We start from the raw sequence: 23656 nt of genomic DNA, 5'->3' as shown, positions 1-23656 counted from the left end.
AAAGCGCGTTTTTATTATCTAAAGATTGCCTTTATTAGCAATAGATTAGAAATTTGCTGATTTTGGTGCGCGTGGGAATGGGATCACGTCACGAATATTACTTACGCCAGTCACGTATGAAACTAATCGCTCAAAACCTAAACCAAAACCAGCGTGAGGGACTGTGCCATAACGGCGTAAGTCACGGTACCACCAGTAATCTTCTTGGTCTAATTCCATTTCTGCTAAACGTGCATCAAGTACATTTAAACGTTCTTCACGCTGTGCGCCACCAATGATTTCACCAATACCTGGTGCTAATACATCCATTGCAGCAACTGTTTTACCATCGTCATTTAAGCGCATGTAGAATGCTTTAATGTCTTTTGGATAGTTTTTAACAACAACAGGTGCTTTGAAATGTTCTTCTGCAAGGTAACGTTCATGTTCTGAATGTAAGTCGATACCCCATTCAACATCAAACTCAAATTTCTTGTCACAAGCTTTAAGAATTTCAATCGCATCAGTGTAATCGATTTGTGCGAAATCACTGGTTACGAATGCTTCTAAACGCTCTATAGCGGTTTTCTCAACTCGCTGTGCGAAGAACTCTAAATCGTCACGTCGTTCTTCTAATACTGCGCGGAAACAGTATTTAAGCATGTCTTCAGCAAGGTTTGCTGCATCATCTAAGTCTGCAAAAGCAATTTCTGGTTCAACCATCCAGAACTCTGCTAAATGACGACTCGTGTTTGAGTTTTCAGCGCGGAATGTTGGACCAAAGGTATAAACCTTAGAAAGAGCACAAGCGTATGTTTCTGCATTCAACTGGCCTGAAACCGTTAAGAAAGATTCTTTACCGAAAAAGTCTTCAGCAAAATCAACTTCACCTTTATCAGTGCGCGGTAAGTTTTCCATATCTAAAGTCGATACACGGAACATTTCACCAGCGCCTTCAGTATCTGAAGCAGTGATTAGCGGGGTTGAAACCCAGATGTAACCTTGTTCGTTATAAAAACGGTGAATAGCTTGAGATAGACAGTTACGAACACGGGCAACTGCACCAATGATGTTTGTGCGTGGGCGTAAATGAGCAAGTTCGCGAAGGTACTCAATTGAGTGACGCTTAGCAGCCATTGGGTAAGTATCAGGATCTTCAACAAAACCTGTCACTTCAACTTTTGTCACTTGCATTTCGTATGCTTGACCTTTACCTGGAGACTCAACGACTTCACCAGTCATAATCACTGAACAACCAGCAGTAAGCTTAAGCACTTCTTCAGTATAATTATCTAAATTATTCGGAACAACGCCTTGAATAGGATCAAAGCATGAACCGTCATAAACAGCTAGGAAAGAAATACCAGCTTTAGAATCGCGGCGAGAGCGAACCCAACCACGTACTGTAACTTGCGAACCAATCGCGAAGTCACCTTTAAATACAGAAGCGACAGATGTAATGCTCATTGTTGCTTAGTTCTCCAATGGATCAATGATATAAATAAGTGCTTTATATTACCTTGATATCGGCTTTTCACAAGCCGAAAAACCCCTTATAACAAGATAATTCGCCAACTTTTAACGTTATTAGCGTTTTAATACTTTAAAACATCCTTAAAAAGCTAAAAATATCTTCTAATTGATCTTTAAATAGACTTGTAAGCGTATGATGAAAGAGTATATTTTATTATCATCTTGATGATGTAGGTGGTTAAATGTCCAAAACTAAAATTTTGCAAATTGTATTGGCTGTCCTTTCCATTGCTGGTTGGTCTTTGGCGGTTTATGCTTTGGTTGTATTCGGTGAAGCTAGACCTGATCGGGCTGTAGGTTACTTTTTAAGCCAAGGTGTTGAGGTGCGTTTAGATTGGGACCCTGTATTAACAATCAAACTTGAGTATTTGATTTGGTGGTGTGCTGGGATAAGCTTGGTTAACTTAGCAGTTAATTATTATGCACAAACCGCTAGAAAAATTGAGTATTGGGTGAATATTCCATTATTGTTGTTAGTATCATTGGCGGCAGGTTTTTATATCCGATATGTGGTTTAACTGTAGTAATAATTGGCTTTAATTAGGGTTGGAATTTAATTTTAGCTTTTTGATAATTCAATATGACGGCAAAGTAAATCAATAATGGCAGCAGTTACGCCCCAAATAAACTTACCTTTATATGGCATATAGTGTACGTCAAAGTCATTGCCGTTTCGGAAAAAGCTAAAGGTGTAGCGGTTGTTAGCATTAGTAAAGTATTGCAGTGGCACCCAGAACGTTTCAGCTACTTCACCTGGATCTAAAATAATATCAAATGGCTGATTAATTAACCCGATTATCGGCGTGACTTCAAAGCCTGTGAATGTCGCATGGGATGGGAAGCTACCCACAATGGTCACATTGTCAGGCGACAACCCAATTTCTTCATCAGCTTCTCTTAATGCGGTTTCCACCAAACTGTTATCAGCATCATCTACTTTACCACCAGGAAAACTGTATTGCCCTGGATGCGCTCGTAAATGCAGAGCTCGTCGAGTGAGTAATATTTGCAGTTGACCATTAACTTCCAACAAGGGCACTAGAACAGCAGCTTTACGCAAGCTTTTATTAATTGGCGCAGAGCTTATTTCAGTGGCTAAACGCTGAAGAGAAAAATGCACATTAAATTGATTTGTGTTCATTAAGCTTCATTTTCCCCTTATCGATTAAATACAATTGAAATATTGTCTGAAAAGATTACTTTGCAAAACTCTATCTGCCACATGATTATTAGCAAAGTTTAAATTACCATATTCACTCTCGAGATTGTTGATTTTAAAGTATGAATTAAAAATCTTATTGATGTCATATTGGTTTCTTGTGAATTCTAACTTGTTAGATGCACTTGGTTTGTGCATTTTTGCACCAAAACATATAGAAAAAATAAATTCAAATCTAATAATTCAAACGGATGAATTTTACTCTCCCAAATCCTTCCTTTCTAAGTTTCTGAATTTAAATAATATATTTTGTCACTAGAATGAAATATCACTGTAGTTAAACTGTGATGTTTTACTGGCATGGTTACTGCTGAGTTATTAACCAGTTATGTTATTCGCGAGGAAGACAAATATGGGACTGGAGAAGTTACTATATTTGCAAGGCGTAGGGGCAGAGTTTATTGATTGCTTTGGCAACAATGTTCAGATCAGCCCTGAAGATAGAAATGGAATTCTTAAGTCAATGTGCTTGGGCTATTTAGGCTTGCAGCGCCAATCTGATGCAGATGTATTGTCTGGCTCTTATATTGAACAACGTATTTATGAGCTAGACGTGAAACCTTGGTTAAATCCACTGCGTCAATTTCAATGGAGCTATGTGGATACACCAAGTGTTGAGGTATATCTTCCCGAAACTTTTGACGGAAACCTTCGTTTCGAGTTAGTGACTGAGCTTAATGACACCTATCGCTTTCAGATCCACAGTAACCAATTAACTGTAGCGGGGGATTACCGAGTTGGTGACTGTAATTATTTTAAATACCAATACTCCTTAAGCCAACTATCCAATATCCCTGTTGGTCTGGGTTACCATCAAATTAGCTTGGCCGTTGAGTCTGACAATTTTGTTCACACTTATACAGGCCAATATATGCTTACTCCTCGAAGTGCATATTGCGGTAGCATTGATAGTGACAGCTCTAGCTCTGACATTATCGGTACTAAAAACATCAGAACTAAAAGCATTAACAATAACGATTTCAGTAGCAACGATTTCAGAAGCAATAACTTCTGTAACAACAGCGATACACACAAACCTTGGGGAATAAGTACTCAGTTATATAGCATCAAGAGCGATACACAATGGGGAATAGGAGATTTTAACGATTTACTGAAACTCATTAGTTATTCGGCTGAACAAGGCGCTGATTTTATATTACTTAATCCATTGCATGCGCTAGATTTACCTAACAATCTCAGTCCTTATAGTCCAGACGATCGCCGCTGGTTAAATCCTTTATATATTCATATTGAATCAGTTGATGAATATGCCTGCATTGCTAACCAAATAGAGTCCCAAGAGTTCCAAGACAAAAGGGCATATTTAATTAACGGCAGCTTACTTAATTATGCTGCTGTATATGATCTCAAATATACGATATACCGTCTGCTTTTTAATGCATTTATTAGCAAGAATAGATTAGTTAGGACCAAGCGCTACGATCAATTTAATCAATTTAAACAGCAACAAGGGGAAGCATTAGCTCAGTATGTTACCCATCACACTGAGCTGATAAAAACATGCTCTAACAACAGTGATACTGGCTCTGATGCAGATTTTATCTGTTATCTGCAATTTATTGCTTCTGAACAACTCGCCATATGCCAATTAAAATCGAAGTCAGTTGGCATGCTAATAGGGCTTGTCAGGGATATGGCTGTTGGGGCATCACCTAATGGTGCTGAGGTTCAACAAAACAGCGGCTATTTTTGTCAGCAAGCCAGTATCGGTGCGCCGCCAGATCCGTTTGCGCCACAAGGCCAAAATTGGGGATTAACACCGCTTGATCCAATTAATCTACAGCAAAATAACTTCAAACATTTTATCTCGTTAATCCGCTCTAATATGCAGTCTTGTGGCGGTTTACGCATCGATCATGTTATGGGATTACTGCGTTTATGGTGGTGGCCAACAGACACTGATAACGGTAAAGGCGCTTATGTTTATTATCCACTTGATACCTTACTCGCCATTTTGTGTCTCGAAAGCCAGCGGGCGCAATGTCTACTCATTGGTGAGGATTTAGGCATTGTTCCGCCAGAGATTGTGCAAAACTTATCTAAAGCGAAAATCTTTTCAAATGAATTGTTCTACTTCACCAAAAATCATCATGGCTTTTCTGCGCCTGAGTTCTATAAACCCCATAGTTTAATGATGCTAGCAAATCATGATGTTCCGACTCTTTCAGCATGGTGGAGTAACGATGACATTAAGCTTAGGCATGAACTTGAATTAATTGATTATGAGCAGTTTCAAACATCTTTACAGCAACGTGAAAGTGAAAAGCAACAACTGGTTAATTTACTTAAAGAACAACAATTACTTATGCCACAAACCGTGGTTGAAACTCTCAGTTTAAATCAATTATTACCTGCATGGTTTTCATTAACGGCATCAGGTGAGTCGATGCTCTATAGCGTGCAAATAGACGATTTAATTGATGAAACCAAACCGATAAATATCCCCGGAACTTGGAAAGAATACTCCAACTGGCAACGTCGATTATCTGTGAGTTTAGAGCAGATTATGGCGTCAGATGAAGTAAAGCAAAAGCTAAAAATAATCAACCAAGTTCGCCACGGCAAAGTGCCTGAATATAGTCAACAAATACAAAAGCTGACGGATTGCATTAAGTAGTAAGTCTTAGCGGAAATAAATTAACTTTTAAACGGAGCAATAACCAATGACGACTAATGCCCCATTTTTTAATCATGGAACTGATATCGCAATTTTAAACGGTGATTACACTGATGTGTTTTCATTGTTAGGTATGCATAAAGCGGAAAATGCTAAGTCATTAATCGTGCGCTGTTTTGTTAAAGGCGCCGTTGCAGTTGAAGTGTTGAGTTTAAAAGACGGCAAAAAAATTGCTTCGCTATCAAAAATGGATGACCAAGGACTATTTGCAGGAGTAATGGGAAGACGGGTAAAGCCTTTCTTATACAGCTTGAAAGTGACCTACCCAATGAGTGTCGAAACCATAATCGACCCCTATCAATTTGGCAGTTTAATTGACCCAAATGATGTGTATCTATTTGCTGAAGGTAAACAACAAAAAAGCTATCAGTTTTTAGGCGCAAACTGGAAAGAAAACCAAGGCGTTGAAGGGGTACACTTTTGTGTTTGGGCGCCGAATGCACAGCGAGTAGCTTTGGTGGGTGATTTTAATCACTGGGATGTCAGACAGCACGTAATGCGTTTTCATCCAAGCAACGGCATTTGGGAGATATTTTTACCCAATGCCTGCGCGGGACAATTTTATAAATTTCAAATTACGAATCAATATGGTGAGCAGATAGAAAAGGCCGATCCCTATGCAGTACAAATGCAGTCGGCGCCGGGTAACTCATCGGTTATACCTGCAAAGCATGACTATCAGTGGAATGATAGTGTTTGGCTCAAAGAGCGGGCTAAAAAGCAATTGCATCAAGCGCCTATGTCGACTTATGAAGTGCACTTAGCATCATGGAAGCGCAAAGGTGAATGGGGCGATGAATACCTTAGTTATCAAGACTTGATTGATGATCTCATCCCCTATGTTGAAGAAATGGGGTTTACCCACTTACAGATAATGCCAATCAGTGAATACCCGTTTGATGGCTCTTGGGGTTATCAACCTGTAGGTTTGTTTGCTTCCACTTATCGTTTTGGTGATCCCGTTGGTTTAAAGGCATTTATTGATGCCTGTCATCAGCGTGACATTGGTGTGCTATTAGATTGGGTGCCAGCTCACTTTCCTAAAGATCCCCATGGTTTATCGAAGTTTGATGGCAGCTGTTTGTATGAACATGAAGACCCTCGTAAAGGTGAACACCCTGACTGGGATACATTAATTTTTAATTATGGCCGTGGCGAAGTACAAAGCTTTTTACTCAGTAATGCCTGTTATTGGTTAGAAGAGTTTCATTTTGACGGCCTACGTTTAGATGCAGTTTCGTCTATGCTTTATCTCGATTACAGCCGCGACTCAGGCCAATGGTTGCCTAATGAATATGGCGGCCGTGAAAACATTCAAGCTATTGAGTTTTTGAAACTACTTAACGAGCGTATTTATGCGGCTTTTCCCGGTGTCACCATGATTGCTGAGGAGTCGACTGCTTGGCCGGGAGTGACTAACTCAACTGACAACGGAGGCTTGGGTTTTGGCTTTAAATGGAACATGGGCTGGATGAATGACAGCTTGAGTTACTTAAAACGCGACCCCATTTATCGCTGTCACCATCATCACGAACTGACATTCGCTTTGGTTTACGCCTATACAGAGCAATTTATTTTATCGGTTAGTCATGACGAAGTGGTTCATGGTAAAGGTTCGTTGCTGCATAAAATACCTGGTGATGATTGGCAAAAATTCGCCACTTTACGCGCTTACTTCGGCTTAATGTGGGGGCAACCGGGTAAGAAACTCATCTTTATGGGGTCAGAGTTTGCACAGCGTGACGAATGGAATCATAACCAAAGTCTTGATTGGCATTTATTACAGTTTGCTCCACACCAAGGGATGCAAAATTGGGTACGAGATTTAAATAACCTTTATCAGCACCATTCTTGTATGTATGAGCTTGACCATCATACATCCGGCTTTCAGTGGCTCGATTGTGATAACAGCCAAGACAGTGTGTTTAGTTTTATTCGTTATGCCAAATCTTCTGATGACCATTTGATTTTTATCATTAATATGACGCCACAAGTGCATCATCATTTTCGAGTCGGTTTACCAAGCGCTAATAAATACGTCGAAGTACTCAATAGTGATATGAATTTTTATGGAGGTAGCGGTGTCGTAAACTGCATTATTGAACAAGAAAACGTGCCATGGCAAGGAATGCAAACTAGCGGGGTAATGACTGTTCCGCCATTAAGTTGCTTGGTATTAGCGGTTAACAACGATATTGAACATGAAGAGGACTGATTATGCCTACTGAGCATGTTCAATCAAATATATTCACTGGCAATGTCAGTTTGTTTGCAGGTAAGCCTTATCCGCTTGGCTCTACAGTTGATGACAACGGGGTTAACTTTGCTTTGTTTTCAGCTAATGCCACCAAAGTTGTGATATGTATTTTCGATAAGTTTGGCTTAAACGAACAACAGATTTGTTTAACGGCAAAAACCAGACAGGTTTGGCATGGTTACCTTGAGGGAATAAGCGCAGGGCAGTTATACGGTTATCGAGTTTATGGTCCCTATGAGCCATTACTTGGTCATCGTTTTAATCACAATAAACTGTTACTTGACCCTTATGCCAAGCAATTACTGGGTGAACTCGAACCTAATGATGCCAATTATGGCTATGAGTTAACCAATACTGGCTCTGACTTGTCCTTTTGTGAAATTGATAACGCTCAGTATATGCCCAAATGTGTGGTCATTGACGATCGCGCTTTAAAACAAAAACCAGTAAAACGCCTCAATATTCCTCTTGAGCAAAGCATCATTTACGAAACCCACGTCAAAGGTTTCAGTGTACTTAATCATGAGGTTGATGATGACGTTAAAGGTACTTTTGCAGGTTTAGCCTCAAAGAGTTCTATCCAGTACTTAAGCCAACTTGGGGTTAACTGTATTGAGTTACTCCCGATTCAAAGCTTTTTTAACGAACCTTTTTTAGTTGAAAAGCAGCTGAGTAATTACTGGGGCTATAACAGTATTGGCTTTTTTGCTCCGAATCCGAGCTATTTGAGTGGTGACACTATCACTGAGTTCAGGGAGATGGTGGACGCATTTCATGACGCCAATATCGAAGTCATTTTGGATGTGGTTTATAACCATACCGCAGAAGGGAATCGTTTAGGGCCCACATTGAGTTTCCGCGGTATCGATAACGCCAGTTATTATCGTTTAGTACCGAATGAACAACGCTTATATATTAACGATACCGGCTGCGGTAATACCTTTAACTCCAATCATCCGCAAGTGCTGCAATTAATTATGGACTCACTTCGATATTGGGTCGAGGTAATGGGAGTGGATGGCTTTAGATTCGACTTAGCCAGTTGTCTTGGCCGTGAAACTTATGGTTTTGATCCCGGCTGCGGGTTCTTTGACGCGCTTTGTCAAGATCCTGTTTTGTGTCAAGTGAAACTGATTGCTGAGCCTTGGGATATTGGCCCCGGTGGATATCAATTGGGTAATTATCCAATTGCATTTAGCGAGTGGAATGACCGTTATCGTGACACTATGCGCCGATTTTGGCGCGGTGATAACGGCATGCTGCCTGAGTTTGCCCGCCGTTTTCATGGTTCAGGTGACTTTTTTGAGCATCATGGTCGTAGCCCATCAGCCAGTATTAACTTTATTACCAGCCATGATGGTTTTACTTTGCATGATGTGGTGAGTTTCGAGCAGCGTCATAACCTAGCGAATGGCGAAGATAACCGAGACGGTCACCATGAAAACCTCAGCTGTAACTATGGTGCTGAAGGGAAAACAGATAATAGAGAAATCCTAAAAGTCCGTTCTCGTCAGCAACGAAATCTATTAACCACCTTAATGTTGTCCCAAGGTGTGCCAATGTTATTAAGCGGCGATGAAATGGGTCACAGTCAGCAAGGTAACAATAATGCTTACTGCCAAGATAACCGTATTTGTTGGATTGATTGGCAAAATATTGATTGGCCGCTGGTGGAATTTACGACAGAGCTCATCAAGTTACGTAAGCGATTTCCTGTCTTGTGTCACAGAGAGTTTATTCACCAGCCTGAAGATCAATATGACAATGGCTTTATCTGGTATAGCCGTCATGGTGAACCAATGGCTAAACGACAGTGGAGTGAATTTGAAGCGCGAACACTTGCAGTAGTACTGACGTGCGAAACTTTACCGCCTTATCAACACCCTCAAGCTTTGTTGCTATTACTCAATGCCGATGAGCAGTCACAGCAATTTGTTCTGCCTGTCATTGATAGATTTAATCAATGGCAGCCACTGATTAACACTCAACAACTTGATAATGCAGATATTGAAAGTTTACTTGCAAAAAGCAAAGTGAAAGTGCTGATTACTGCAATCGATGACAATCCTATTGATGATAAAGCGATTGATGAAACCAATAACCAAAAGACTGAACCCAGTTACGCATGTAGCCAACAGCTGACCCTACTTGGTCGAAGTCTGATGCTATTTCATGCATGCAATAAACCTAATGATTGAGCACTAAAACTAAAAACAACATCAGCTAATGGTTAGTTTGAATATTAGTCAAGAATTTATGTTTTATTCAGGTTTTAAAATGTAATCAAGAAATTGAATTTAATAGGTTTTATGAAGGAGTTTATCGATGCCAGTCACCAAAGGAAAAGCTGCAACCAGTAATGTTACCAATAATAACGCTGTTACAGATAGGGTTGAAAAAGTGAAAAAGTCAGCATCACCAGCCAAGGCTAAATCTGCTGCAAAAGCAAAAACAGCGCTCACCAAGTCGAAAACCAATGATTGCGATCCTTGTGACACTTTAGCAGCAACCTTTGAACGTCAGTTTCACAGCGCATTATGCCGTGATGAACTTGCCGTAAATGACATGTACAGCGCATTAGCGACAACCGTTAAATCTCAATTATTGCCACAATGGCGTGATACACGAGTTAAAGATAATCAATATCAGCAAAAGCAGGTGGCGTATCTTTCGTTAGAGTTTTTAATGGGGCGAACTCTTGGTAACGCATTACTGAGTTTAGACTTAACCGAAGAAACTCGTCATGCGTTAACGGATTATTCTGCTCAATTAGAAACACTGCAAGAAGCAGAGTTAGATGCGGGTTTAGGCAATGGTGGTTTAGGACGTTTAGCTGCGTGTTTCTTAGACAGTTGCGCAAGCCTTGATTTATCAGTTGTGGGTTACGGTATTCGTTATGAATACGGCATGTTTAAGCAAAAACTGGTTGATGGTTATCAAGTAGAGCAACCCGATCGCTGGTTGCGAGAAGGTAATCCGTGGGAAGTGCGCATGGCAAACCATGCCATCACAGTGCCATTTTTCGGTCACACAGAATCCTATGTCGACCCACAAGGCCATCGTCATTATGTGTGGACAGATACCCAAGATGTAAAAGCTGTGCCTCATGATATGCCAGTACCAGGTTTTAGAAATGGTCGTATTAATACTCTACGTTTATGGAAAGCAGAAGCCACTGATGATTTTGATTTAGCAGAGTTTAATGACGGCGATTACACCGAAGCGGTAGCACGTAAAAATCTAGCTGAACAAATTACCATGGTGCTGTATCCCAATGATGCCAGTGAAAACGGTAAGGAGTTACGATTAAGACAACAGTACTTCTTATCATCTGCCAGTCTACAAGATATTTTACAGCGCTATGTTGGTGTTCATGGCTTGGATTTCAGCTGTTTTAGTGAGCTTAACGTCATGCAATTAAACGATACCCATCCTAGTATCGCCGTACCTGAAATGATGCGCTTATTAATGGATAGTTATGGTTTAGGTTGGGATGAAGCATGGGACATTACTTCAAAAAGCGTAGCCTACACCAACCATACTTTATTGCCTGAAGCATTAGAGCGCTGGCCTGTGCGAATGCTAAGAAATATGTTGCCGCGTATTTTAGAAATCATTTACGAAATTAATGCCCGATATTTAGAAGATGTTGCTCATCATTGGCCGGGTGATAACGACAAATTAGCAGGTATGTCGATTATTGAAGAAGGCCCAGAGCCACATATTCGTATGGCATATTTGGCCATCGTCGCCAGCTTTTCGGTTAATGGAGTCGCAGGTCTGCACACCGAACTATTGAAAAAAGGTTTGTTTAAAGACTTTTACCAACTGTGGCCGCAAAAGTTTAATAACAAAACCAATGGTGTGACCCCAAGACGCTGGCTGGCTCATTGTAACCCGCGTTTAGCAAAGCTATTAAACAGACGTTTAGGTGATAAATGGGTGACTGATTTAACTCAGTTAACCGCACTTAATGCCTTTACCGACGACAAAGCGTTTATGAAGCAATGGCAGCAAGTTAAATACGACAACAAAGTTGATTTAGCCAAACTGGTATTAGAAGAGTGCGACGTGGCGTTCGATCCAGACATGATGTTCGATGTGCAAGTTAAACGGATACATGAATATAAACGTCAGTTACTGAATATTATGCACGTGATACACCTGTATCAACGCATTGTCGCAGGTGACACCGTAGGATTGCATCCACGTTGTGTGCTTATTGGTGGTAAAGCAGCGCCTGGTTATGCGATGGCAAAGCAAATTATTAAATTAGCTAACAATGTCGCTCACATGGTCAATTCAGATCCTGTCGTCACGCCATACCTTCGATTTGCCTTCTTACCCAATTACAACGTCAGTGCGATGGAAAAAATTTGTCCGGGTACTGATTTGTCTGAACAAATTTCAACAGCAGGCAAAGAAGCATCAGGCACTGGCAACATGAAATTCATGATGAACGGCGCAATGACTATCGGCACACTCGATGGCGCTAATATCGAAATGCTAGAAGAGGTGGGAGAAGAAAACTTCTTTTTGTTCGGCATGAATGCTGAACAAGTGAGCCAACTAAAAACCAACTACAACCCTCAACAATTTATTCAACAGTCGACCGCACTTAATCAAGTTTTATTAATGCTTAAGAGTGGTCATTTCAACCTAGTGGAACCGGGTATTTTCGACAGCATTATTCATGCTATTGAAGATCCTTTTGATCAATGGATGATCGCCGCAGATTTTGAAGCTTATAAAGTTGCCCAAGACAAGGTGTCACAAGCCTATGCAGACAAGCAACATTGGACGCGAATGAGTATTCGAAATACTGCAGCAAGCGGACGTTTTTCAAGTGACAACACTATTAGTGCATACCGTGACGAAATTTGGTTAACCAAATAGTTATCGATTGCTATAACTAAAGTCGTAAAGTTAGGAGTTAATATCTATGTCGAATGTTCGTTATATAAGTAATCTTACCCGTGATACATATGCGCTTATTTTAGCTGGTGGACGAGGCTCTCGATTGCATGAGCTAACCGATTGGCGCGCAAAACCTGCGCTGTACTTCGGAGGTAAATTCCGCATTATCGATTTTCCGTTATCGAACTGCATTAACTCAGGCATTCGCCGAGTGGGTGTTGTTACCCAATATAAATCGCACTCATTAATTCGCCATGTCAGTCGTGGTTGGGGACACTTTAAAAAGGAGCTTGGTGAGTCGGTTGAAATATTACCAGCCTCGCAGCAAACATCGGGTAATTGGTACGAAGGCACTGCCGATGCGGTATTCCAAAATATTGATATTATTCGTCATGAAATCCCCAAATACGTGATGATTCTTTCTGGTGATCACGTATATCGTATGGACTACGCAGGCTTATTAGCAGCGCATGCGGAATCTGGCGCTGACATGACAGTATGTTGTTTAGAAACCCCAATACCTGAAGCTGCTGGGGCGTTTGGTGTGATGGAAGTTGATGAAGACAAACGAGTGATCGGTTTTGAAGAAAAACCTGAACTGCCTAAATCTATTCCAGGTAACGAAGAGTATTGCTTAGCGTCAATGGGCAATTATGTATTTAACACTAAGTTTTTGTTTGAGCAATTACGTAAAGACGCAGATAACGCAAACTCTGACAGAGACTTTGGCAAAGATATTATTCCATCGATAATAGAACATGCCAACGTGTTCGCTTTCCCATTTACCAGTGCCGTACCTGACGAGCCTGCTTATTGGCGTGACGTGGGCACCTTGGACTCGTTTTTTCAGGCCAATATGGAGCTGTTATCGCCAACACCAGCTTTAAATCTTTATGACGCTAAGTGGCCGATTTGGACTTATCAAGAACAATTACCTCCAGCTAAATTTGTATTCGATGATGACGACCGTCGCGGCATGGCAGTGGACTCAATAGTGTCTGGTGGCTGTATTATCTCAGGGGCTAAAGTAAAACGTAGTGTGCTGTTTGATGAAGTACGGGTGTGCTCATACTCATTTGTAAAAGACTCAGTATTATTGCCTGATGTTGTGGTGCTGAAGAATTGCAAAATTCAAAATGCGATTATCGATCGTGGCTGTGTTATTCCTGAAGGAATGGAAATTGGATACAGCCGAGAGCAGGATTTAGCCCGTGGATTTAGAGTGTCAGAGAAAGGCATCACATTAGTGACCCGTAAAATGCTTGGTTTACCTGTGGGCTACGAGTAGGACTTAATAAACTAGCGGCTATTAAGCTAAATAGCCGCTTTTTATTTTTGAAATCTCTTTAGGCGTAATGAGTTCTAGAATTAATATTGAAAAGGTAACAACTAACGTGAAAAAAGTGTTGATGATTGCAGCTGAAAATGACGCCATAAAAGGGGCTAAAGTAGGTGGAATGGCGGATGTTATTCGTGACTTGCCGCCCGCACTCGCCAAAGTTGATGTTTATGTAGATGTCGCAATGCCTAATTATGGTTTTATTGCTAAAGACAATAATGCAGACTTCATTGCCAAAGTCGTAGTAAAGTTTGGCGCAAACCTCGAAACAATCGATGTCTATAAAATACCTGCGCCATATTTAACTGCTAGTGACTCGCAAGCTAAAAACTCGCAAGCTCAAAATGGCCAGTTAACCAGTTCTGTGTATCTATTTGACCATCACTTTTTCAACAGTCCAGACAATCAAGTGTATACCGAAGGCTGTGCCGATCGTCCTTTCGCTGAAGATGCCACCAAGTTTGCTTTATTTAACTTAGCGGTCGCACAGGCGTATGTTGATGGCGTGATAAAACCTGTTGATACTTTACATATGCATGATTGGCATGCTGGTATGTTAGTTATGCTGCGCGCTTTTGCACCTGAATATGCAGCGCTTAAAGGTATTCCTTGTGTGTTTTCAATTCATAATTTGGCACTGCAGGGCATTCGGCCAATTCGGGATGATGTATCGTCATTCACTGCATGGTTTCCTGAACTCTCAAGATTGTTAACCCAAGAGCAAAAAGCGCAAATATGCGATCCTCGCTATCCACATTGTATAAATCCTATGAAAATGGGTATTGAACTCAGCGATAAAGTTCACTTAGTTTCGCCGACTTATGCCAATGAAGTATTAATGCCATCCGATCATCAAAACGGATTTTTTGGCGGCGAGGGATTAGAAGGTTCACTTCAAGATAAACATCATCGTGGTGATATCGTCGGTATTCTTAACGGCTGTGTGTATGACGAATCAAATAGTAAGTCGAATACTAAAGTTGAGCGGATAAAAGCAATAAAACCTGTAACGACCAAAGATATTAGCCAAGTATTTGAAGGTGCCCAGCAAGCAGTAATTAAGTGGCTAGGTAAATCTGAATGGATAAAAAGTGTCGATCAAATTGCCTTAAGCCGTCTACAAATATTAACGACAAAGCAGTCAAAACCTAGCACAGAGTGCGATTTTTTAATGACGTCAGTAGGGCGCTTAACTGATCAAAAAGTCTTGTTACTGCGTCAACCTCATGCTAATTCTGGTTCAAGTTCTAGCGCTAATTCTAGTTCTACCTTGCAGGCTTTGTTAGATAATTTAAAGCAACTTAAACCCAAAGCCGTGTTTATTCTTTTGGGTAGCGGCGATAAACAAATTGCAGCTGAGTTTCAAAAAGTGGGAGCCAATAACGACAACTTTGTTTTTCTTAATGGCTACGATGACGCTTTATCGAGCACTCTTTATCAATTTGGCGAGTTATTCATGATGCCAAGTAGTTTTGAGCCTTGCGGCATTAGTCAGTTACTAGCCATGAAACACGGTCAGGTATGTATTGCTCATGGTGTAGGTGGACTTAGAGATACCATCGCAGATAAGCAAAATGGTTGGTTGTTTGAAGGCAACAATTTACAACACCAATCAGAGCAACTTTTGTTAGTGATGAAAAATGCTTTATCGCTACACAATGACAAAGCCGCTGAATATTTATCGATGAGGCAGTCAGCAAGTGAGGTAAGATTTACTTGGCATCATGCTGCGAAACAATATCTGTCAAAGTTATATGGCGAATAGGTTAAATAATTCATTATATCAACAATTTAGATATAGGTAGTGAGAAAATGAAAGCTCAATTGTTGTAAATAAGCGAGCTTTCAAGTGTGAGTAGTGATATAGATTGGGGTTTGCACTGATTTGAGGAAAGCTTAATATTCCATCAGAATGTTGTTATAGCTGATAGCTAATCTTTAGTTGTTTTGGCACAGTCTTTACACAAGCATTGTAATTCAATTTGCGAATTAATCAGTTGAAAATCAGCTTGTTCAATACTGTTTTTCAGCGCTTCTATCACACTTTTTTGAATCCCTTTTTCTGCCACTTTACCGCAACTATTACAAATTAAAAATTGTGGTATTTCGTGCTTGTGATCGCAAGTGATGTGAGAGCAGGCGAGGTATTTATTTTCAGAAGACAGTTTATGCACTAACGACAACTCGATAAGGACATCTAGCATACGATAAACAGACATGGGTGCTAGTGTTTCTTGATAAGTTTCACGGTATTTATCAACAATATCATAAGCAGATAAAGGAACTGTTGAGTCTAAAAGTACAGCAAAAACGTTTTGCCTTTTAGCAGTAAACTTAACGCCATTGGCTTGGCATATTTGCTCTGCTTTAGAAAAGATCGCGACTTTGTTGCTGTTAGACATATTTACTCAATAGAAAACAATAAGACCGTTATTATTTCTGCTCAAGGTGGAATTGTAAATATTAAAATGCCAAAAGTGCGTTATGAGGATAGCTGCTCAAATTATCTATTGATGAATCAGAATTGGAAATTAAGTAGACTTTCCTTACTTGGCATAGCAACTAAAACAAGTTTTATTGGATGTAACTGGAATAGCTTATAAGTACAAAAGTGAGCCATTCACCAAATATTTAGCAATTAACTTGCTCAAGCACTGGTAATATTTTACTGACTTTATCAAACGTCTCTTGATATTCTGCCTCAACATTTGAGTCAGCAACGATACCACCGCCAGCCCAGCAATACAGAGTATTATTCTGAGTCACCAAAGTGCGAATTGTAATACTGGTGTCCATATGTCCATCTTGGCTGATGTAACCAATACTGCCGCAATAAATGCTTCGTCTTGAAGGTTCTAACTCTTCTATGATTTCCATGGCGCGGATTTTGGGGGCTCCTGTAATAGAGCCGCCAGGAAACGCCGCTTTTAATAAGTCGATGGCGTCATATTGCTCAGCCATTATAGCTTCAACAGTACTCACTAGGTGATGCACTGCTGGAAAACTTTCAATATCGAAAAGTTTAGGTACGTTAACAGAACCTGCAGTGGCAACTTTACTAATGTCATTTCGTAGCAGATCTACAATCATCACATTTTCAGCTAAGTCTTTTTCAGAGGTTCTTAAACGCTGTGCATTAAGCTTATCTTGCTCTGGTGACTTATCACGGGGCAGAGTCCCTTTAATAGGTTTAGTTGATATTTGATTGCCATTAAGCTGAATAAATCGCTCTGGTGATATTGATAAAATGCAATGATTTTCTAAACGAATAAATGCAGAAAAGGGTGCTTTATTGGCATCAGAAAGAGCGCAGTAAGCCTGCCATTCACAGCCTTGATAATCAGCATCAAACCTTTGGGTTAAATTTATTTGATAGCAATCGCCTTGCTGAAGGTATTGTTGCACTTTTTCAAATCTAGCGCTGTATTGCTCTTTAGACGTTTGATTTCGCCATGGCGAGGTTAATTTGAAATTAGACTTTTGTGAGTGTTTATTATCTTGGTATTGTTTGTTTTGATTTAATGAATCAATTTTATTCAACTTAAATGATTGGCTAGATTTTGACTTAATGACACCATTTTTAGCCAGTAGATTAGCCACATCGACCAGCTCAGTATCAAGCGCGGTTTGACCTAAATAATGTACTGCGAACCAGCTCTGTTTTGTATGATTAAAAATTAAGGCAAAATCGTAAAAGCCTACATTCACATCCGCAAGTTGAATATCTTTCATTGCTTGCTGAGGTAGATTTTCAATTACTCTACCTAAATCATAATTAAAGCTACCGATTAACCCGCCACTAAAAGGTAACTCACTTGAGTGCTTTACGGGATACAAATGCGACTGAAGCTTTTGTAGTAGCTTAAAGACAGATGAACAACCATCGGGTACAAAATTATGGCTATTGTTGTCTGCATTATCACCATGAAAAGTGTAAGCGCGGTTGTTACTGTCGCTGACAACCGTTGCGATAGGATTGAATACAATAATGTCGACATTGGCATCTTGATGTTCGCTATTAGTTGAATCTAGTAGCATTGCCCAAGGTTGCTGACTAAAGGCACTAAAAACGCTATGAGTATCAACATCCCAGTCGAGTGAAGTAACAGCAAGAGATTGATGACCCAAGTTACGCATTTTATAGCCTATTTAAAAAGTGATGTAGCCCAAAAAGGTTGGAAAGAGTATCATATTGTCCCTGAAAGGATTAATAGCTAATTGAATGCTTTTTAAAGTTTAGCGTTATTTATAAACGATTAGACTGCATTCATATAAAAATAAAACAAGTTATGCCGCAATGGCTGCTGGAGCGCCCCTATATGTCTACAAATTCTTCTGCGAATGTCGTGATGAAACAAGCTGATTTTATCGAAAGTATTGCTGACTCTTTGCAGTATATCTCTTATTACCACCCGAAAGATTTCGTCGATGCGATGGCTAAAGCCTACGATCGCGAAGAAAGTGCAGCTGCAAAAGATGCAATTGCACAAATTTTGATTAATTCACGTATGTCGGCTGAAGGTAAACGTCCTTTATGTCAGGACACTGGGATTGTGACCACTTTCGTTAAAATTGGTATGGCAGTTCAGTGGGATAAAACTGACATGACAGTTCAGGAAATGGTTGATGAAGGTGTTCGTCAAGCGTATACCAATCCTGATAATCCATTACGTGCGTCAATTGTGGCCGATCCTGCTGGTACTCGTAAAAATACTCGTGATAACACGCCATCAGTAGTCCATATCGATATGGTGCCAGGTAACCATATTGAAGTGATGATCGCAGCTAAAGGCGGTGGATCAGAGAACAAATCTAAAATGGTCATGTTAAATCCGTCTGATGATATCGCAGCGTGGGTAGAGAAAACCTTACCAACAATGGGTGCTGGCTGGTGTCCTCCAGGCATGCTAGGCATAGGTATTGGTGGCACGGCTGAAAAAGCGGCAGTATTGGCAAAAGAGTCATTAATGGACCCTGTTGATATCCATGAATTAATGGAACGGGGCGCAGAAACCACTGAAGAAAAATTACGTTTAGATATTTTCGAGCGTGCCAATAATACCGGTATTGGCGCACAAGGTCTTGGTGGTTTAACCACTGTACTTGATATTAAAGTAAAATCAGTTCCGACTCATGCTGCATCTAAACCTGTGGTGATGATCCCGAACTGCGCAGCAACTCGTCACGTTCATTTTCACTTAGATGGCACCGGTCCTGCTGATTTATCTCCTCCATCATTGTCTGATTGGCCTGAAATTACTCGTGAAGCAGGTGAGAATACTCATCGTGTTGATCTTGATAATGTTACACAAGCTGAAATCGAAACATGGAAAAGCGGCGATACCTTATTACTTAACGGTAAAATGCTAACAGGCCGCGATGCAGCCCATAAGCGCATTCAAACCTTAATTGAATCGGGAGAAGGCTTGCCCGAAGGCGTCGACTTTACTGGTAAGTTTATTTACTACGTTGGCCCAGTTGATCCTGTTGGCAACGAAGTTGTTGGCCCTGCAGGCCCAACAACTGCCACTCGTATGGACAAATTTACTGATTTAATGCTCGAAAAAACGGGCTTAATGGGCATGATTGGTAAATCAGAGCGCGGCCCTCAAACGGTTGAGTCAATTAAGAAACACAAAGCGGTTTATCTAATGGCAGTAGGCGGCGCAGCTTATTTAGTCTCTAAAGCGATTAAAAAGTCACGCGTTGTGGCATTTGAAGATTTAGGTATGGAAGCGATTTACGAGTTTGATGTGAAAGATATGCCAGTAACAGTAGCAGTTGATACCCAAGGTGTTAATGCCCACGAAACAGGCCCAGCAATTTGGAAAGTCAATATTGCTAACGCTAAGGGATAAGCTTAAACATTAGCAATCGTTTGTTATTAAGGCTTCATTATCTAAGGGCTTAATTTAACTATTGCGATAGAGGTTTAATCGCTTTCAAAATGGGCAAAATGACGAAAAAATAACGCTCAGAAATAGAATGGTTCATTTTTTTGAACTGCTCTATTGCCTGAGCGTTTTTGTTTGGGTAATGTGCTTATCAGTATTTTTTAAACAGTGTCATTTCAGTTGAATAACTGATATCTAACAGCATCGCACCAAAGTGTGATGAGGTTTGAAGAATAGGGTAGATTTTAAAAGTAGCGTGATTGCTATTAACAACAAAAAATAACAAGAGAACTTCATCCCATGAAAAAATCATCGCTATTACTTGCACTTGGTGCAGCAGGACTTGCACTGTCAGTTCAAGCAGCCGATCCAACTAAAACCCCTTTTAATGTTCAGCAATTGGTTAACTTAAATAAGTTACATTCAGCTGCAGTCTCTAATGATGGCAAGCAATTAGTTTATGCCGTTAAAAATATTGATGCAGATGGCGAGAGTAGCTCAAATTTATACTTGCTGGACTTAAGCAATAAAAATGCAAAGCCAGTTCAAATTACCTCGCACAAAGGCACAGAACACGACGTTAATTTTAGTGTTGATGACAAATCAATTTACTTCTTAGCGGCACGTAATGGCTCAAGTCAGCTGTATAACTTGTCATTATCAGGTGGTGAAGCGCTGCAAGTAACAGACTTACCATTAGATGTGAATGGCTACAAAATTTCTAATGACGGCAAACAAGTTGTTATGAATATGCGCGTTTTTCCAGACTGTAAAGACTTGGCGTGTACAGTGGATCGCATTGAAGCAGAAGAGAACAAAAAGACCACTGGTCGTGAATACAAACAATTGATGGTTCGCCATTGGGATACATGGGAAGATCATGCTCGTAATCATTTATTTGTTGGTCAGTTAAATGGCAAACAAGTCACCGAAGTTGTTGACGTCACTTTGGGTTTAGATACTGAAACACCGCCAAAGCCGTTTTCTGGCATGGAAGAAGTGACCTTTACTGCTGATGGCAAACATATCGTATACAGCGCAAAAGCGCCAAGTAAAGACCAAGCATGGACGACTAACTACGATTTGTGGAAAGTCCCTGTTACTGGTGGTGATGCTGAAAACTTAACTGAAGAAAATTTAGCTTGGGATGCACAGCCGACATATTCTAAAGATGGGCGTCAATTAGCTTACCTTGCAATGAGTAAGCCTGGTTTTGAAGCTGACCGTTACCGCATAATGTTACGTGATACAGTGACAGGCGCAGAAAAAGAAGTCGCACCACTTTGGGATCGCAGCCCGCACTCACTCACTTTTAGTGATGATGGCCGTACTTTATATGTCACAGCTCAAGATGTTGGCCAAGTGAGCATTTTCGAAGTGAATACTCAATTTGGTGATGTACGTCCTATTTATAATGACGGTAGCAATAGTTTAGTTGCCGTGACTGACTCAAGCATTATCTTCAGTAATAAATCACTTGTTGAACCTGGTGACTTATACAAAATCAGTTTAGAAGGTGAGAACCTGACGCGTTTAACCAACGTCAACAAAGAAAAACTAGCTGAAATTCAATTTGGTGAATTTCAACAGTTTAACTTTAAAGGTTGGAATAATGAGACTGTACATGGTTACTGGATTAAACCTGCTAACTACGAGTCTGGTAAAAAATATCCTGTCGCATATTTAGTTCATGGTGGCCCGCAAGGCTCATTTGGTAACTCATTTAGTGGTCGCTGGAATGCACAACTTTGGGCTGGTGCTGGCTACGGTGTCGTGATGGTGGATTTCCATGGTTCTACTGGCTACGGTCAAGCATTTACAGATTCAATCTCTAAAGATTGGGGTGGCAAACCTTTAGAAGATTTACAAAAAGGCTTAGCAGCCGTTGGTCAGCAACAAAAATGGTTAGATACTGAAAACGCTTGCGCATTAGGTGGCTCATACGGTGGCTACATGATGAACTGGTTCCAAGGTAATTGGAGTGATGGTTTCCAATGTTTAGTTAATCACGCTGGTTTGTTTGATATGCGCTCTATGTATCATGTAACAGAAGAGCTTTGGTTCCCTGAATATGAGTTTGGTGGCACATACACTGAAAACAAAGAGCTGTATGAAAAGTTTAACCCAGTAAATTATGTTGAAAACTGGAAAACGCCAATGTTAGTGATCCACGGTGAAAAAGATTACCGTGTTCCATACGGCCAAGGTTTAGCTGCATTCACATACATGCAACGTAATGGTATCCCATCTGAGCTATTAATGTTCCCAGATGAAAATCACTGGATCCTTAACCAAGATAATCTACAACAATGGTACAAAAACGTACTAGGTTGGATGGATCGTTGGACTGAAAAGAAGTAATAGCTACCGCTGATTAACGTTTAATAAAACAAAAAGAGATGCTTGATAGCATCTCTTTTTTTATGTTCGATTTTAATAATTTTGATATACAAGCTGATATTAGCTTTGTCAGCTAGATGCAATTAGTTATTGCCGTCAGCAAGTTTAAGCTCAGTAGGCGGGCATTTATGGCCGGTTTTTGTTATCCACAGAAAATAAGCTAACCTTCTTCTAGAGCCTGTAATTTTACGTTGGCCGTTTTTAAGGCTAATTCTATTTCGTTTACCCATGGGAAACCTCAATTAACTGTTTTTATTTTGATTAAACAGAATGCAAACAGTAATTTATATTCAGAATGAGACAGCATTATAACAAATGTTGCCACATATGGGCTGAGAAATATTCATTTAAGGTAAATTATGAAATTAACTTTCATTAATTATATTTGAATGTTTTTTTAAGACATTTATTAGCCGATAAAATGTGACGTGAAGCATGCTTTTTCATAAGTAAATCTAACCCGAACAAGCAAAATGAATCAAGGATTAGAAATATTATTAACTGGCTCAAAGTTTTAAAAAATCTCATTTGATAAAAAGCAAAAAATCAGTAAAGTTGCGCGATTATTTTTTGCACCACAAAACATTTAATTTGAGGATTTTCTTGTGGATTTAATGCTTTACGTTAAGTTTTTTCTAAGCTTAGTGGCTATTATCAACCCTGTAGGACTATTGCCTGTATTTGTAAGCTTAACCAGTCACCAAACTGAAGTTGAGCGTAACCATACTGGTAAGGTCGCGAATTTTGCTGTGGTAGTCATTTTAGTGGTGACTATATTTATTGGTCAGCACATTCTCAACATGTTCAGCATTTCATTATCGGCATTTAGAATTGCAGGCGGTAGCTTGATTGCAATTATTGCTATGTCGATGTTGCAAGGTAAATTAAGCCCAGTAAAGCGTAACCAAGAAGAAGATCGTGAAGCATCAGGCATGGAGTCAGTTGCAGTTGTACCACTTGCATTGCCTTTAATGGCAGGCCCCGGTGCGATTAGTTCAGTGATTGTTTATGCTTCAACTCATGATTCAATGATCGATATGATTGGCATGTCAGTTACGGTAATTGTATTTGGATTAATGAGTTGGGGATTATTCAGATTAGCGCCGGTGATTTTTAAAGTACTTGGTACCACAGGTATTAACGTCATTACTCGTTTAATGGGTCTACTGATGCTATCAATTGGTATTGAAGTAATAGCGGCAGGACTAAAAGGCTTGTTTCCAACCTTAATGGCTTAGCTTTTTCAGATTATAAGCCTGAGTTTTTAGCCTTAGGGCAATGACCTAACAGCATTATTTGTACATTATATTAGTAACGACAGGCATTGTTTTTAAAGTTTTGCACAGCAAATGCGCAATAGGACTGGAATAGGGGATTTTCCCTTGACCCCAAATGCGCATTTGCGTAAAGTACCGTCCGT

The 23656-nt window shown here is 40.1% G+C and carries 14 protein-coding genes; 10 read left to right on the top strand and 4 right to left on the bottom strand.

All coding sequences use genetic code 11. The features are described 5' to 3' along the window. Nucleotides 1–45: 45 nt before the first annotated feature. A complete protein-coding gene (gene asnS, locus K5Q58_RS14595) occupies nt 46–1446 on the bottom strand; it encodes an asparagine--tRNA ligase (protein ID WP_220754651.1) in 1401 nt (466 codons plus the stop codon). A 248-nt stretch (nt 1447–1694) separates the two neighbouring features. On the opposite strand from asnS, the gene K5Q58_RS14590 reads away from it, so the two are divergent. Further along, nucleotides 1695–2030 (top strand): hypothetical protein, encoded by a 336-nt coding sequence (locus K5Q58_RS14590; protein ID WP_220754650.1) that lies wholly within the window; start codon nt 1695–1697, stop codon nt 2028–2030. Nucleotides 2031–2071: 41 nt separating this feature from the next. On the opposite strand, the gene K5Q58_RS14585 is transcribed toward K5Q58_RS14590, so the two are convergent. Next, on the bottom strand, nt 2072–2653 hold the full coding sequence (locus K5Q58_RS14585) for a CoA pyrophosphatase (protein ID WP_220754649.1): 582 nt from the start codon (nt 2651–2653) through the stop codon (nt 2072–2074). 430 nt (nt 2654–3083) lie between these two features. On the opposite strand from K5Q58_RS14585, the gene malQ reads away from it, so the two are divergent. From malQ to K5Q58_RS14555, 6 genes are all read left to right on the top strand, one after another. Next, on the top strand, nt 3084–5369 hold the full coding sequence (gene malQ / locus K5Q58_RS14580) for a 4-alpha-glucanotransferase (protein ID WP_220754648.1): 2286 nt from the start codon (nt 3084–3086) through the stop codon (nt 5367–5369). A gap of 46 nt (nt 5370–5415) precedes the next feature. Next, nucleotides 5416–7644, top strand: a complete 2229-nt coding sequence (glgB, locus tag K5Q58_RS14575; protein WP_220754647.1) for a 1,4-alpha-glucan branching protein GlgB — start codon at nt 5416–5418, stop codon at nt 7642–7644. A 2-nt stretch (nt 7645–7646) separates the two neighbouring features. Beyond that, nucleotides 7647–9884, top strand: coding sequence for a glycogen debranching protein GlgX (gene glgX / locus K5Q58_RS14570; RefSeq protein WP_220754646.1), 2238 nt, complete (start codon nt 7647–7649; stop codon nt 9882–9884). Nucleotides 9885–10011: 127 nt separating this feature from the next. Further along, nucleotides 10012–12582: a glycogen/starch/alpha-glucan phosphorylase gene (locus K5Q58_RS14565; RefSeq protein ID WP_220754645.1), complete on the top strand. Its 2571-nt coding sequence runs from the start codon at nt 10012–10014 to the stop codon at nt 12580–12582. Nucleotides 12583–12628: 46 nt separating this feature from the next. Next, nucleotides 12629–13891, top strand: coding sequence for a glucose-1-phosphate adenylyltransferase (glgC, locus tag K5Q58_RS14560; protein ID WP_220754644.1), 1263 nt, complete (start codon nt 12629–12631; stop codon nt 13889–13891). 67 nt (nt 13892–13958) lie between these two features. Next, nucleotides 13959–15707, top strand: coding sequence for a glycogen synthase (locus K5Q58_RS14555; protein WP_259651351.1), 1749 nt, complete (start codon nt 13959–13961; stop codon nt 15705–15707). A gap of 166 nt (nt 15708–15873) precedes the next feature. Here K5Q58_RS14555 and K5Q58_RS14550 read toward each other — a convergent pair whose 3' ends face one another. Continuing rightward, nucleotides 15874–16344 carry a Fur family transcriptional regulator gene (locus K5Q58_RS14550; RefSeq protein ID WP_220754643.1) on the bottom strand — a complete coding sequence of 157 codons (471 nt, stop codon included), beginning with the start codon at nt 16342–16344 and terminating at the stop codon, nt 15874–15876. Nucleotides 16345–16573: 229 nt separating this feature from the next. Continuing rightward, nucleotides 16574–18079: an aminodeoxychorismate synthase component I gene (gene pabB, locus K5Q58_RS14545; RefSeq protein WP_220754642.1), complete on the bottom strand. Its 1506-nt coding sequence runs from the start codon at nt 18077–18079 to the stop codon at nt 16574–16576. Between the two features lie 182 nt (nt 18080–18261). On the opposite strand from pabB, the gene K5Q58_RS14540 reads away from it, so the two are divergent. The 3 genes from K5Q58_RS14540 to K5Q58_RS14530 all read left to right on the top strand — a co-directional run bounded on the left by K5Q58_RS14540 (nt 18262) and on the right by K5Q58_RS14530 (nt 23474). Then, nucleotides 18262–19800 (top strand): fumarate hydratase, encoded by a 1539-nt coding sequence (locus tag K5Q58_RS14540; RefSeq protein WP_220754641.1) that lies wholly within the window; start codon nt 18262–18264, stop codon nt 19798–19800. Nucleotides 19801–20136: 336 nt separating this feature from the next. Further along, a complete protein-coding gene (locus tag K5Q58_RS14535; protein WP_220754640.1) occupies nt 20137–22197 on the top strand; it encodes a S9 family peptidase in 2061 nt (686 codons plus the stop codon). A 644-nt stretch (nt 22198–22841) separates the two neighbouring features. Then, nucleotides 22842–23474 (top strand): YchE family NAAT transporter, encoded by a 633-nt coding sequence (locus tag K5Q58_RS14530; RefSeq protein ID WP_220754639.1) that lies wholly within the window; start codon nt 22842–22844, stop codon nt 23472–23474. Nucleotides 23475–23656: the final 182 nt, after the last annotated feature.

The organism is Shewanella sp. KT0246, from assembly GCF_019654955.1.
Classification (GTDB): domain Bacteria; phylum Pseudomonadota; class Gammaproteobacteria; order Enterobacterales; family Shewanellaceae; genus Shewanella; species Shewanella goraebulensis.
The sequence above is the reverse complement of the archived record's forward strand: the minus strand, read 5'-3'. Positions and strand labels throughout refer to the sequence as shown.

What these genes read in the sequence shown, in the direction of transcription:
- asnS (WP_220754651.1), bottom strand. Translation starts at nt 1,446, where the DNA reads ATGAGCATTACATCTGTCGCTTCTGTATTTAAAGGTGACTTCGCGATT.
- K5Q58_RS14590 (WP_220754650.1), top strand. Translation starts at nt 1,695, where the DNA reads ATGTCCAAAACTAAAATTTTGCAAATTGTATTGGCTGTCCTTTCCATT.
- K5Q58_RS14585 (WP_220754649.1), bottom strand. Translation starts at nt 2,653, where the DNA reads ATGAACACAAATCAATTTAATGTGCATTTTTCTCTTCAGCGTTTAGCC.
- malQ (WP_220754648.1), top strand. Translation starts at nt 3,084, where the DNA reads ATGGGACTGGAGAAGTTACTATATTTGCAAGGCGTAGGGGCAGAGTTT.
- glgB (WP_220754647.1), top strand. Translation starts at nt 5,416, where the DNA reads ATGACGACTAATGCCCCATTTTTTAATCATGGAACTGATATCGCAATT.
- glgX (WP_220754646.1), top strand. Translation starts at nt 7,647, where the DNA reads ATGCCTACTGAGCATGTTCAATCAAATATATTCACTGGCAATGTCAGT.
- K5Q58_RS14565 (WP_220754645.1), top strand. Translation starts at nt 10,012, where the DNA reads ATGCCAGTCACCAAAGGAAAAGCTGCAACCAGTAATGTTACCAATAAT.
- glgC (WP_220754644.1), top strand. Translation starts at nt 12,629, where the DNA reads ATGTCGAATGTTCGTTATATAAGTAATCTTACCCGTGATACATATGCG.
- K5Q58_RS14555 (WP_259651351.1), top strand. Translation starts at nt 13,959, where the DNA reads ATGAGTTCTAGAATTAATATTGAAAAGGTAACAACTAACGTGAAAAAA.
- K5Q58_RS14550 (WP_220754643.1), bottom strand. Translation starts at nt 16,344, where the DNA reads ATGTCTAACAGCAACAAAGTCGCGATCTTTTCTAAAGCAGAGCAAATA.
- pabB (WP_220754642.1), bottom strand. Translation starts at nt 18,079, where the DNA reads ATGCGTAACTTGGGTCATCAATCTCTTGCTGTTACTTCACTCGACTGG.
- K5Q58_RS14540 (WP_220754641.1), top strand. Translation starts at nt 18,262, where the DNA reads ATGTCTACAAATTCTTCTGCGAATGTCGTGATGAAACAAGCTGATTTT.
- K5Q58_RS14535 (WP_220754640.1), top strand. Translation starts at nt 20,137, where the DNA reads ATGAAAAAATCATCGCTATTACTTGCACTTGGTGCAGCAGGACTTGCA.